General features: G+C 70.4%; 11 protein-coding genes and 1 tRNA gene. 3 read left to right on the top strand and 9 right to left on the bottom strand.

The window, feature by feature from the left end; genetic code table 11:
• Positions 1 to 41 precede the first annotated feature (41 nt).
• A tRNA-Met gene (locus tag HYQ63_RS28100) sits at positions 42 to 115 on the bottom strand.
• A 52-nt stretch (positions 116 to 167) separates the two neighbouring features.
• Entirely contained in the window at positions 168 to 3116 is a 2949-nt protein-coding gene (locus HYQ63_RS28095) for a UPF0182 family protein (RefSeq protein WP_179940587.1), read from the bottom strand.
• A 134-nt stretch (positions 3117 to 3250) separates the two neighbouring features.
• On the opposite strand from HYQ63_RS28095, the gene HYQ63_RS28090 reads away from it, so the two are divergent.
• Complete coding sequence (locus HYQ63_RS28090; RefSeq protein ID WP_179936660.1) at positions 3251 to 3817, top strand: PPA1309 family protein; 567 nt, start codon at positions 3251 to 3253, stop codon at positions 3815 to 3817.
• A 96-nt stretch (positions 3818 to 3913) separates the two neighbouring features.
• Here HYQ63_RS28090 and HYQ63_RS28085 read toward each other — a convergent pair whose 3' ends face one another.
• The 4 genes from HYQ63_RS28085 to HYQ63_RS28070 all read right to left on the bottom strand — a co-directional run bounded on the left by HYQ63_RS28085 (position 3914) and on the right by HYQ63_RS28070 (position 7128).
• Positions 3914 to 5002 (bottom strand): PDZ domain-containing protein, encoded by a 1089-nt coding sequence (locus tag HYQ63_RS28085; RefSeq protein ID WP_179936659.1) that lies wholly within the window; start codon positions 5000 to 5002, stop codon positions 3914 to 3916.
• A 65-nt stretch (positions 5003 to 5067) separates the two neighbouring features.
• A complete protein-coding gene (locus HYQ63_RS28080) occupies positions 5068 to 5247 on the bottom strand; it encodes a hypothetical protein (protein ID WP_179936658.1) in 180 nt (59 codons plus the stop codon).
• A gap of 226 nt (positions 5248 to 5473) precedes the next feature.
• Positions 5474 to 5932, bottom strand: coding sequence for a molybdenum cofactor biosynthesis protein MoaE (locus tag HYQ63_RS28075; protein WP_373689150.1), 459 nt, complete (start codon positions 5930 to 5932; stop codon positions 5474 to 5476).
• A gap of 86 nt (positions 5933 to 6018) precedes the next feature.
• Entirely contained in the window at positions 6019 to 7128 is a 1110-nt protein-coding gene (locus tag HYQ63_RS28070; RefSeq protein WP_179936656.1) for an SDR family oxidoreductase, read from the bottom strand.
• Positions 7129 to 7319: 191 nt separating this feature from the next.
• On the opposite strand from HYQ63_RS28070, the gene HYQ63_RS28065 reads away from it, so the two are divergent.
• Together HYQ63_RS28065 and HYQ63_RS28060 are read left to right on the top strand one after the other, a co-directional pair.
• Positions 7320 to 8765: a zinc-dependent metalloprotease gene (locus HYQ63_RS28065; protein ID WP_179936655.1), complete on the top strand. Its 1446-nt coding sequence runs from the start codon at positions 7320 to 7322 to the stop codon at positions 8763 to 8765.
• Complete coding sequence (locus HYQ63_RS28060) at positions 8762 to 9298, top strand: NUDIX hydrolase (RefSeq protein ID WP_179936654.1); 537 nt, start codon at positions 8762 to 8764, stop codon at positions 9296 to 9298. Before HYQ63_RS28065 ends, HYQ63_RS28060 begins: the two co-directional genes overlap by 4 nt.
• Before the next feature lie 81 nt (positions 9299 to 9379).
• Here the strand turns inward: HYQ63_RS28060 and HYQ63_RS28055 are convergent, their stop codons facing one another.
• The 3 genes from HYQ63_RS28055 to HYQ63_RS28045 are packed head-to-tail and all read right to left on the bottom strand — an operon-like array spanning position 9380 to position 12585.
• Positions 9380 to 10138: an AIM24 family protein gene (locus HYQ63_RS28055; protein ID WP_179936653.1), complete on the bottom strand. Its 759-nt coding sequence runs from the start codon at positions 10136 to 10138 to the stop codon at positions 9380 to 9382.
• A gap of 15 nt (positions 10139 to 10153) precedes the next feature.
• A complete protein-coding gene (locus HYQ63_RS28050) occupies positions 10154 to 10837 on the bottom strand; it encodes an AIM24 family protein (RefSeq protein WP_009715203.1) in 684 nt (227 codons plus the stop codon).
• A gap of 11 nt (positions 10838 to 10848) precedes the next feature.
• Positions 10849 to 12585, bottom strand: a complete 1737-nt coding sequence (locus tag HYQ63_RS28045) for a TerD family protein (RefSeq protein WP_179936652.1) — start codon at positions 12583 to 12585, stop codon at positions 10849 to 10851.
• Positions 12586 to 12628 lie beyond the last annotated feature (43 nt).

Here is a 12628-nt window from a genome sequence, read left to right as displayed (position 1 = left end):
ACGAGGCCCGGATCCTTGCGGATCCGGGCCTCGTCTGTCAGTAGCGGGGACAGGATTTGAACCTGCGACCTCTGGGTTATGAGCCCAGCGAGCTACCGAGCTGCTCCACCCCGCGCCGTTGTGTTCACAACTCTACCACGGCGCGGGGTTTCCCCTGGTCGCGGGCGTCAGCCGCCCTTGTTCGACGCCCCCTGACCCTGCGGCTCGTTCTGCGTCTTCGCACCGGAGCCGCTCTTCTTCTCGGCGGCCTTCTGCTCCGCCTCGGCGGCCTTGTCCAGCGCCGCCTTGAGGTCCTCCTGGGCCCTGCCGTACGCGTCCCAGTCCTGCGGCTTCTCCTCCAGCGCCTTCTGGCTGTCCTCCCATGCCTCCTGGGCGTCCTTCAGCGCCTCCTGCACCGTGGGGTCGGCGCTCGGCTTCCCGGTGCTGTCATCCGGCGGCTGCTGCCCGTCGGACGTGTCCTCGCCGAAGACCGCGTCCAGCGCCTCGGGCAGGGTGTTCTTGAAGGCGGGTTCGTTGCCGTTGTAGGAGACGCCCACCTTCTTCAGCAGCGGGTAGTTGGAGTTGCCGCCCCGCGCGTACACCGGCTCGATATAGAGGAAGCCGCCGTTGAACGGCACCGTCAGCAGGTTGCCGTACTCGATGTCCGAGTCGGTACCCCGCAGGTTCCGCACGAACTCGGCCACTTCGGGGGTGCCGTTGAGCTTGCTCTGCACCTGCTGTGGACCGGGCACGTCATTGGTGACCTTGAGCATCCTTATCGTGCCGTAGTCCTTGCTCTTGGCATCCGCGTCGACGGACATGAACGCCCCGAGCGTGGGCCGCCCGGTGGGGGTGAAGGTCGTCGTCAGCGAGAAGGCCTGCTTCTGCTGGTCCGGCATCTTCATGCTCAGGTAGTACGGCGGGACCGCGCTGCCGTCCTTGCGGGTCGGGTCGTCCGGCACCTGCCAGGCGTCACTGCCGCTGTAGAACTGCTGCGGGTCGGTGACGTGGTAGCGGGTCAGCAGCTCGCGCTGGACCTTGAACAGGTCCTGCGGATACCGCAGGTGCTCCTTCAGCTGGTCGCTGATCGCACTCTTCGGCTTGACCGTGCCCGGGAACGCCTTCTTCCAGGTCTTGAGCACCGGGTCCTTGGTGTCCCACTCGTAGAGGTCGACGGAGCCGTCGTACGCGTCGACGGTCGCCTTCACCGAGTTCCGGATGTAGTTGACCTTGTTCTGCTGGGCGACCACCGAGCGGTCCTGGCCGCTCAGCGAGTCGGCCGTGCTGTCGCCGAGGGTGGTCCGCGACGCGTACGGATAGCCGTTGGTGGTGGTGTACGCGTCCACGACCCACTTGATGCGGCCGTTGACCACCGCCGGATAGGCGTCCCCGTCGATGGTCAGCCACGGGGCGACCTTCTCGACGCGCTCCTTGGGCGTGCGGTTGTACAGGATCCGCGAACCCTCGCCGATGGCACCGGAGTAGAGGATCTGCGGCTCACCGAACGCCACCGCGTAGGCGGCGCGGTTGACCGGGTTGGAGAGGCTGACCCCGCTCTTGCCCTTGTAGCTGGTGGTCTTCTCGCCGTTGTCCTCGTAGTCCAGCTCCTTCTGGGGGCCGCCCACTATCGAGTACTGATCGGTCTTCTCGCCGTAGTAGACCTGCTGGCGATAGGTGCGCAGCCCGCTGCCGGGCGGATTCCCGGAGGTGGGCAGCCCGGCCTCGGTGAAGTCCGGGGCCCCCTGCTGGTCCGCCTCGGGGTCCGGGCTGGTGCCCTTGGCCGCGATCATGCCGTAGCCGTGGGTGTAGGTGAAGTGATCGTTGATCCAGTTCCGCTTCGGCACACCGGCGAGGTTCAGCTCGCGCACGCCGACGACGGTGTCCTGGTCCTTGCCGTTGGCGTCCTTGTAGCGGTCGACGTCCAGGGTCGACGGGAACTGGTAGTACTTCCGCTTCTGCTGGAGCTGCTGGAAGGTCGGCGAGACGACGCTCGGGTCGATCAGCCGGTAGCTGGCCGTCGAGTCGGCGGTCTGCCGCAGCTGGGCACTGCCCTTGTCGTCGGTCTTGCCGGTGTAGTCCGCCACCTTGGACTCATCGATGCCGTACGCCTTGCGCGTGGCCTCGATGTTCTTCTTGATGTACGGCGACTCCTTGGCCTGCTCGTTCGGCTGGACCTGGAACTTCTGCACGATCGCCGGGTAGAGCCCGCCGATCAGGATCGCTGACAGCACCATCAGCCCGAAGCCGATCACCGGAAGCTGCCAGGTGCGCCGCCACAGCGTCGCGAAGAACAGCAGCGCGCAGATGACCGCGATGCAGAAGAGGATCGTCTTGGCGGGCAGATAGGCGTTGGCGTCGACGTAGCGCAGACCGGTCCAGTTGCCCGTCGCCTTGAAGTCGCTCGACTTCACCGCCAGGCCGTACCGGTCCAGCCAGTACGCCACGGCCTTGAGGGCCACGAAGACGCCCACCAGCACCGACAGGTGGCCGGTCGCCGCGCCGGTCGCCCGGGCACCCGGGCTGGTGACGCGCAGACCCCCGTAGAGGTAGTGCACCAGGGCCGCGGCGATCAGGGAGAGCACCGTGGCCGCGAAGCCGAAGCTCAGCAGGAAGCGGTACCAGGGCAGGTCGAAGGCGAAGAACGCCACGTCCTTGTGGAACTCCGCGTCCTTCTGGCCGAAGGGCACACTGTTGATCCACAGCAGCCACAGCCGCCACTGGCCTGCCGCGGAGGCCCCGGCGATCAACCCGACGAGCGCGGTGACCGCGAGCAGGACCCACTTCTTGAACGGGGCGATGCCCATCCGGTACCGGTCGAGGTTCTGCTGCTCCATCGACATCGCGCTCAGCGGCGGCCGCAGCCGGTGCGCCAGCCAGATGTTGACCCCGACGGCCGCGGACATCAGCAGCCCGAAGACGAAGAACAGCCCGATCTTGGTCCGCAGGGTGGTACTGAAGACCGACGAGTAATGAAGCGAGCGATACCAGAGCCAATCCGTCCAAAACCCCGCGAACATGACGAAGAGCATGGCCAGCACGGCCAGCACACCCAAGGTCATGAACAGGGTCCGGACTCGCCGGGACGGTCGGCCGACTCTGATCCGCGGTCCCGTCGGGCCTCCGCCGCGGTCCGGCATCTGGAAAGCCAAGGTGCGCACCTCGAAGTTCGCTGTTGTTTGTACGGGCCCGGACTGAAGGGCCCACCTGATGCAACTTACTCAGGCTTTACTCAGTTCCCGATTCCGGGTCCGATCAGGGCACGATATGAAGCATGTCCAACGCAACCCCCGGTACCGGCCCCCTTGCCGCGAATCCGCTCACCCGCGCCGTCCTGGAAATCGACGAGTACGCCTCCGGGCTCGGCTGGGATCAGCCCGCCCGGCTCTTCGCCCTCGTCGACACCGCCCAGCTGCGCGCCCAGGAGCCCGAGCTGGCCGGCCAGCTCGGGCTCGACGAGGACGGTGACGAGCCCGCGGCGTCCCTCACCCCCATCGAGCAGGACGAGCTGCCCTCGCAGGCCCCGCTCGACGAATTCCTGGCCACCATCGCCTGGCCCGACGCCGTGATCGGCTGCGCCATGACCGTGGAGCGGCTGATGCTGCCGCCGTCCGCCGAGTCCTCCGTGCCGAAGGACCTGGACGACGCCCAGCTGGCCTCCTGGGTCGCGGAGCACCCCGAACGCCAGGAGGTCCGGATGACGGTCGCCGTGCTGCGGGACGGGGAGCGCGAGTCGGCGGTGCGGCTGCGCGAGAAGGACGCCACCACGGAGGTGCTGACCGGGTCCGGCCTGGTGCCGGGGCTCGCCGACGCGCTGGCCGCCACCTTCGCCACCGACTGACGCCGGGGCGGCCCGGCCCCGGACGCCGGGCAGCATGACGCGAGGCGGCCGCCGGACCAGGGGTCCGGCGGCCGCCTCGCGTCGTCGTGCGGGCGCTCAGCCCGCGGCGCACCGGGGCAGACCGGCGGTGTCTCCCGAGCGGATCTCCTTGAGGGCCTTCAGCGCGTCGTCGATGGTGTGCACCTTCACCAGCCGCAGGCCGTCCGGCACGTCCTTGGCCGCCGCCGCGCAGTTCTCCTTGGGGGTGAGGAAGAAGCGGGCGCCTGCCTCGCGGGCGCCGATCGTCTTCATCTCGATCCCGCCGATCGGGCCCACGACGCCCTTGTCGTCGATGGTGCCGGTGCCCGCGATGAACTTCCCGCCGGTGAGGTCGCCCTCCTTCGACACCCGGTCCACGATGCCGAGGGCGAACATCAGACCCGCGCTCGGCCCGCCGACGTCGGCCAGCTTGATGTCGATCTTGAACGGGAAGGTGTAGTCGATCCCGGCCTGGATGCCGACGATGGCCCGGCCACCGGCCTTCTTGGTGGCGATCGAGATCTGCTTCTGGCCGGTCGGCCGCTTGCCGCTCTTCTCGGCCGCCGCGGCCTGCTTGGCCGGGATGATCGAGAAGGTCACCTTCTCGCCGGGCTTGTGCTTGGTGACCAGCTTGGCGACGTCGTCGGGCGCGCGCACCGCGGCGCCGTCCACCGACTTGATCACATCGCCCGCGTGCAGCTTGCCCTGGGACGGGCTGCCCTTCACGACGGCGCCCACGATCACCTGGGAGGTGACCTTCTTGTTCAGCGCCTTGAGCGCCGCGACCTTGGCGCTCTCCTGGGACTGGCTGAATTCCTCCGCATTCTGCTGGTTCACCTCGTCCGGAGTTTTGTCGTCCGGGTAGAGGGTGTCGTGCGGCACCACCACGTTGTCGTGGGAGAGCCAGCCGTAGACGGCCTCCACGAGGTTCATGCGGTATTCGGAGCCGGTAACCCTGACCGTCGTCATGTTGAGGTGGCCCCCGGTGGTCTCACAGCCTTTGTGACCGGAGATCTGGAGCACGCACTCGCCGTTGTGTTCGCCCAGCGTGTTGTAGGTCGGCCCCGGAGACATCTCCGCGTACGGCACCGGGATCAGCACACCGGCGCACAGCAGCGCGATCAGCATCAGGAGGGAGGCGAGCATCGTCGCGGTGCGGCGTGGCATGGAACGACAGTACGGGACGCGTCCGTCAGTCCACTCCCGGGGCCGTCCGTACGAGGGGCCGGGCCTCAGGCCGCCGCGTCCGAATCCGTACGCGCGCGTTCCATTGCCTCTCGGAACCGTGTATATCCGGCCAGTTCTTCGACGTCCCCCACGTTCTTGCGGTTGTTGCGCGCGGCCCAACCGGCATAGAGCGTGGCGGCTATCGCCGCGAGAACGGGAATGGTCAACCAGAGAAGCGCTCCCATAGCGGCCTCCCGACCCCTTAGCACCGCGACTGACAGATGAGCAGATTAACCCTCCGCGAGGTCAACGCTCACGGCAGGGTGCCGGTTACGCAAGTGGAGTACACCATTCCGAGTGGACTCCATGGCGTAACTGTTATCCCGGCCCCCGCCGGGCGCTGTCTTTGCGCGTGCCCTCTAGATCCCGACCCGCCCTCCCGTCGCCCGACCACCACCCCTCGACGAGGCGCTACGCGCCCACCCATTCTTCGGTGCCGTCGGCGAAGGTCTGGTGCTTCCAGATCGGGACCTCGCTCTTGAGGTCGTCGATCAGTCGGCGGCAGGCGGCGAACGCCTCCGCGCGGTGCGGACACGAAACCGCCACGACAACGGCCAGGTCGCCGACCACCAGATCGCCGACCCGGTGCACGGCGGCCAGCGCCCGTACCGGGAAGTCCGCCGCGACTTTCTCGGCCACCCGGCGCAGCTCGGCCTCGGCGGTCGGATGCGCGGAGTAGCCGAGGGCGCCCACGTCCGCGCCCCCGTCGTGATTACGCACGGTGCCCACGAAGAGCGCCGTACCGCCCGCCGCGGCGTCGCCGACCGCCCCGAACACCTCGTCCACCGACAGCGGGGTATCGCGGACCGCGAGCAGGCGGATGGGGTCGGCCGCCGCGCCTTCGCCGGGGTGATCGTACGTGTGTGCCATGTCGTCCATCGTGCCGTATGCCGTCCCGTCGTGGCGGACTGTCCCGGCGGGCTGCCGTGATCGCGCCGCCGGATGCGCGAGGTGACTCAGGCGCGGCGGCGCGCCTTGCGGGCGCGGCGCACGATCGCGGCGGTGCCCACCAGGGCGACGGTCGCGCCCGCCGCGCCCAGCGTTGTGGCGTCCTTGCGGCCCAGCCGCCGCCCGGCGACCGTATGCCGCCCGGCGACCTCCTCCAGCAGCTCGGCCAGCACCTCCTCGTTGGTCCACCGGGGCCGCCAGCCCGCCGCGTGCAGTCGGCTGCCGCTGACCGCCCAGGGGTGCATCGTGTACGCGAGGTCCCCGGCCGGGGACGGGGTCAGGCCCAGCCGGTGCAACCGGGATGCGGCGCCCAGGGCGACCGCCGACGGCAGCTCCATGCGCCGGATCCCGGACAGCTCCTCGACCTCGTCCTGCTCCAGCCAGCCGTCGCAGCCGACCGTCAGCTCCCCCTCGACCTTCTCCAGCGCGGCGTACTCCAGCGCGCTGACCAGGTCTTCCATATGGCAGAACTGCCAGGTGGGACGGGATCCTGCGACCACCAGCAGCCGGGGCGACTCGAAGTAGCGGGTGAGCGCGGTGTCCGTGCCGCCGACCAGGATGGCGGGGCGCACGACGGTCACGTTCAGCCCCGGATGCGCCCGGGGCGCGCGCTCCCCCAGCCGCTCGATCTCCAGCAGGTCGCCGACGCCGGTGGCCTCGGCGGTGGCCCGCAGCTCCGCGTCCTCGGCGAGCGGAACGTCGTTGTCGGCGAGGGCGCCGTAGACCATCGCGGAGGTGCACAGCACCACCCGGTGCACCCCGGCGGCCGCGGCGGCGGTCAGCACCGTCTGGGTGCCGCGCACGTTGTAGGCGGTGCGCGCGGCGGGGTCGGTGCCCAAGTCCAGGTCGACGGCGAGATGCACGACGACGTCGGCGCCGCGCAGCTTCTCGGCGATGGCCGGATCGCGCACGTCCAGCACATGCCACTGCGCCTCGGTCACCTCGCCGCGCCGCTCGTCGAGGGCCAGCACCTGTTTGATCTCTTCGGACTCCGCGAGCCGCTGCGTGAGCAGGGCGCCGGGGCCCGACGCGGCACCGGTGACCGCCACGACGGGGCGTCGTGCGGTACGGGCCGTATCGTTTCGCGCAGCGCGAACTTCTCGGTCTGGGGAACTCACCGGGCGTCTCCAGCGGTTGTCTTCAGTACGCAGCGCGTGCACACGTACGTACCAGGTAACGCCCATCCTGCCGCAGCTCGGCGATCAGCGAAGCACTGAGCCCGTAAACCGGCGAGGTGTCTAGGCTGGGTGGTGATGTCGGGCATCCGCCGCCGGTCCGTGGCCGGTGGCCCAACGAGCCGAGGAACCCCGTGAGTGACAACCCATTCGGATTCGGCCTTCCGCCGGAGGAGCCGGAGGACGGCGACGACGGTAAGAAGAAGGGCGGCCAGGGCGGCGAGCAGGGCCCCGCGAATCCCTTCGGGTTCGGTAGCGGGGCGGGCGGCCCGGCCGGAGCAGGCGGCGCGGACAATCCGTTCGCCGCGATGTTCGGCTCGCTCAACCCGAACGACCTGGGCGCCGCCTTCCAGCAGCTCGGGCAGATGCTCTCGTACGAGGGCGGCCCGGTGAACTGGGACATGGCCAAGGACATCGCGCGGCAGACCGTCGCGCGCGGCACCGCCGACGGCACCAAGGACGAGAGCGTCGGCCCCGCCGACCGCGCCGCGGTCCAAGAGGCCGTGCGCCTGGCGGACCTGTGGCTGGACGGGGTCACGTCGCTGCCCTCGGGCTCGGGGACCGCCGTCGCGTGGAGCCGCGCCGAGTGGGTCGAAGCCACGCTGCCGGTGTGGAAGGACCTGGTCGACCCGGTCGCCGAGCGCGTCGGCTCCGCCATGGGTGACGTGCTGCCCGAGGAGATGCAGGCCATGGCCGGCCCGCTGCTCGGGATGATGCGTTCGATGGGTGGCGCGATGTTCGGCACCCAGATCGGGCAGGCGCTCGGCGTGCTGGCCGGTGAGGTGGTCGGCTCGACCGACATCGGGCTCCCGCTGGGCCCGGCGGGCAAGGCCGCGCTGCTGCCGGTCAACATCGCGGCGCTCGGCTCCGGCCTCGGCGTCCCCAAGGACGAGGTGCGGCTGTACCTGGCGCTGCGGGAGGCGGCCCACCAGCGGCTGTTCTCGCATGTGCCGTGGCTCCGCTCGCATCTGTTCGGCGCCGTCGAAGGGTACGCCCGGGGCATCAAGGTGGACACCGCGAAGCTGGAGGACGCGGTCGGCCAGCTCGACCCGACCCACCCCGAACAGCTTCAAGAAGCGCTCCAGCAGGGCATGTTCCAGCCGGAGGACACCCCGGAGCAGAAGGCCGCGCTGGCCCGGCTGGAGACGGCCCTCGCGCTGGTCGAAGGCTGGGTGGACGCCGTGGTGCACGCCGCCGCCAAGCCCCATCTGCCGTCCGCGGACGCCCTGCGTGAGACGCTGCGGCGCCGCCGGGCGAGCGGCGGGCCCGCCGAGCAGACCTTCGCCACGCTGATCGGCCTGGAGCTGCGGCCGCGACGGCTGCGGGACGCCTCGCGGCTGTGGGCATCGCTCACCGACGCGCGCGGCGTGGACGGCCGCGACGGGCTGTGGGAGCACCCGGACATGCTGCCGACGGCCGAGGACCTCGACGACCCGGACGGCTTCGTCCACCGCGAGCAGCTGGACTTCTCCGAGCTGGACAAGATGCTCGGCGAGGCCGCGGGCGGTGAGGAGCGCACGGAGGGCTCCGACGACCGTGACGACCGTAAGGACGACGAGCGGGGCGACGGCGAGAAGTGAGCCTTCATAGCCTTCATCAGGACGCGGCGCGGGTCCTCGAACAGTGGCCCGCGCCCGACACCGACCAGGAGCGGCTGCGACAGGCGTACGGCGACCATCTCACCGCGTATCCCGACGGCATGTGGAAGGCGTGCGGCGACGGGCATCTCACGGCGAGCGCCCTGGTGATCGACCCACCGCGGGAGCGCGTCCTGCTCACGCTGCACCGCAAGCTGCGGATGTGGCTCCAGATGGGCGGCCACTGCGAGCCGGAGGACACCACGCTGGCGGCCGCGGCGCTGCGGGAGGCCACCGAGGAGTCGGGCATCGCGGGGCTGACCCTGCTGCCGGGCGGGCCGGTGCGGCTCGACCGGCACCACACGCCGTGCGCCTGGCACCTGGACGTGCAGTACGCGGCGGTGGCCCCGCCGGACGCAACGGCGGCGATCAGCGACGAGTCGCTGGACCTGCGCTGGTTCGGGTACGACGAGGTGGCGGACGTGACCGACGCGTCGGTGCGTCATCTGGTGGCCCGTACCCGCGCGCTGGTCTGATGAGCGCGCTGGTCTGATGAGCGCGCGGGCACGGACCGGCGGCAGGTTGATGCCGCCGGTCGCTGCCGTCAGTTGTCGCCGTCAGTTGCTGAAGATGTTGCCCTGGTTCTGTCCGCGGGCGCCCTGCTGGCCCATGCCGAACTGGGCGGCCGCGCCGCTGCCGATCACCGCGTTCTGCGGCGGCAGCAGCTCGCTGGGCTGGACCAGGGCGTAACCCTGGCCGAGGAAGCTCAGCTCCCAGCCCTCTCCGGTGTTGCCGCGCCGCCGCCACACGCCCGAGGAATGAGTCTGCGCCTGCATCTGGACGCGCAGCGAGCTGGACCACGCGACGATCGCGTCCGCGTCGGCGTTGACGTACTTGTCCGGGGTCACCTGGAGCAGCAGCGGCTTGCCCGAGGTCATGAGCGCGACCTTGCCCCGGCCGGAGATGTTGAGGTTGTACTTGCCGGAGCCGGTGATGCCGAACTGGCTGTCCACCGCGATCGACTCCCAGTGCAGCGTGGAGTCGAGCGCCAGCACGTACGCGCTGTCGACCGTCAGACCGTCGTGATCCACGTCCACCACATGGACGTGCTGGGCGAGGTTGGCGAGGTAGACCGTGCCCTGCCCCGAGCAGCGCATCAGATCCAGGCCCTCGCCGGTGCGGGCGCGGGCGCGCCGCTGGCCGGGGGTCTGGTACTCACCGTCGAACTCGATCAGCCCCTGATAGGCGACCATGCTGCCCTTGCGGGCGAGCACGTCCTCGTGGCCGGTGAGCGCGACCCGCAGCATCTTGCGGTTCTGGAGCGCGTAACGGTCCTCGGTCTGGGCCTCGGTGTAGGCGAAAAGCGGGCTCTGCATGTGTCCTTCTCCCCCTCAGCCCCGGGCCCGGAGCCGGTCGGTGCTGTCCTCGCTGGGCTGTACGACGACGAAGCCCTGCCCGGAGAAGCCGAGCTGGTACGCCTCGCCGCTGCCCCGGCCGATCAGGGACGACGCCTTGAAGCTGCGCTTGCCCTTCACCTTGAGACCGCTGGACCAGGCGACGAGCGCGTCCGGGTCCACATATGTCTCGTCCTCGCCGCGGCCGCAGTCGACGACGATCGGGGTGCCGCGGGAGGTCAGCGCGACCCATCCGGTGCCGGAGACGCCCACGTTGAACAGGCCCTGCCCGGCGAACTTGGCGATGCCCTTGACCCGTTCGACACCCCACTGGAGGTGGGCGTCGAAGGCGAGCAGATTGGTGCCGTTGACGGAGAGCGAATCGCCGTTGAGGTTGATGCAGACGACGTTCGCCCCGTAGTCGGCGAGATAGAGCAGCCCGTCGCCGCTGCACCGCATGAGCGGCGCGCCCTCGCCGGTCAGCCACTGGGAGGCCATCTGGCGCACCGCGGGCGGGTTCGGCTCGTACTGCACGAAGCCCTCGTACGCCACCATCGAACCGGTGCGGGCGAAGAGGTCCTGGCCGCTCTGCATGGCGACCTTGAGCATGCTGCTGCCGTGGTTCTCCATGCGGGCCGCGACCGGGGTGGCTGCGAAGCCCGAGATCATTTGCTGGTCCATGACGGGCTCCCTCAGACCTCGTAGGGCTGGACGACGATGAAGTTGCCGGGCGCACCGCGGAACTGGAGGTTCACGGTCTCCCCGCTGTGGCCGGGGTAGGCGCTGCGGCGCAGCCGCACCTGGCTGGAAATGATCACCTGCGCACCGGCGGACCAGGCCACGATGGCGTTGCTGTCGGCGAAGGTCGTCGGCGTGACGGGGAGCACCACCGGGGTGCCCTGGGTCTTCACGATGACGGTCCCGGTGCCCTGGAACTGCATGGTGAACAGCGCGCCGCCGGGGATGCCGTGGCCTTCGATCCGGCGCACCTCGTGCTGGAGCGACTCGTCGAACGCGAGCACGTTCTCGGCGGAGACGCAGATCGCATCGCCCTGGAGCTCGATCGGGTGCAGCTCGGCGGCGTTCTCGGCGAGGAAGACCTGGCCCTGGCCGCTACAGCGCATCAGCTGCATCTCCTGGCCGGTCGCGTTGCCGACGATCCGGCCGCGGACACCCGCGCCCTTGTAGCTGAAGTCGACCTTGCCCTGGTACAGCACCATGCTGCCCTGGCGGGCGAGCACCGGCTGACCGTCGACACCGAGGTCGACCCGCATCATCCGCGGGTTCTGCGGCGTCCAGCGCTGGCCGGTGGCCGCCTCGCGGTACTGGGCGAGCGCGGCCTGCACGCCGGGGGCGCCGCTCTGCGGCGCGGCCATGCCCTGGGGCACGGTGGCGCCCTGGGGCTGGCCGGGCTGACCCGGGTACGGCTGGCCGGGAGGCTGCTGGCCGTACGGGGCGGGCGGGGCCTGCCCCGGCGTCTGGCCGAACTGCGGCTGCTGGCCGGGGTACTGCCCGGGCGGGCCGGGGGGCGGCGCCTGACCGGGAGGCGGCACCTGGCCGGGCGGGCCAGGAGGCGGCACCTGGCCGGGAGGCGTTGCCTGCCCCGGCGGTACGACCGGCGCGGCGAGCGTCGGCGCCGCGTGCACCTGCGGTGAACCCGGTGCGGGCTGCGGGGCCGGGGGCTGCTGCGGCGTGCCCTGGGGCGTTCCCTGCGCCGGTGTGCCCTGCGGCGCGCCGAAGGCGGGTGCGGGGGCGGGCTGCTGCGGCTGCTGGGGTGCGGGCGGGGCCGCGGGGGCGGGCGCCGCCGGAGCCGCGAAGCCCGGGGCGGGGGTCGCCTGGGCGGGCGGCGCGAAACCGGGCGCACCGCCCTGCGCGGGCGCCGGTGCGGGCGCGGGCTCCTCCTCGGCGACCTCGCCGCCGAAGTTCTTGAGCAGCGCCTCGAGTCCGCCGTCGAAGCCCTGTCCGACGGCGGCGAAGCGCCAGACGTCCTTGAGGTAGAAGTCGCCCAGCATCACCGCGCGCTCGGTGCTGAACTCCGTACCGTCGAAGGCGTACCGGGCCACTTCCTCGCCGCCCGCGACGATCCGGATGTAGCCGGGGCCGACCTGCGACATCTGGCCCGCGCCGTCGATGGTCGCGGTGAAGGAGAGCTTCTGGATGGTGGGCGGAATGCTGTCGAGCGTGACCCGGAACGACTCGGTGTCACCGGCCTGGGCACCCAGTTGCTGTATCGCTTCTTCAGGTGATTTGGGCTGATTGAAGAAGATGAAGTAGCGGTCGTCCGAGAGCCGTTCGTCCGCGTCGAGGCCGAAGCAGCTGATGTCGAAGCTCAGCCCGGGCCCGGCGATCTGCACGCCGACGTACAGATCCCTCCCGGCCGTCAGGTCGCTGATCTTGGCCTTGTGGCCGCGCTGGAATTCCCTGGCCATACGTAACGACCGTCCCCCATCCCGAACCGGTGAATGCTTTTGC

The sequence above is a fragment of the Streptomyces sp. Rer75 genome (genome assembly GCF_013414305.1).
Lineage (GTDB): Bacteria > Actinomycetota > Actinomycetes > Streptomycetales > Streptomycetaceae > Streptomyces > Streptomyces himastatinicus.
This window is presented reverse-complemented; position numbering and strand designations above follow the sequence as displayed.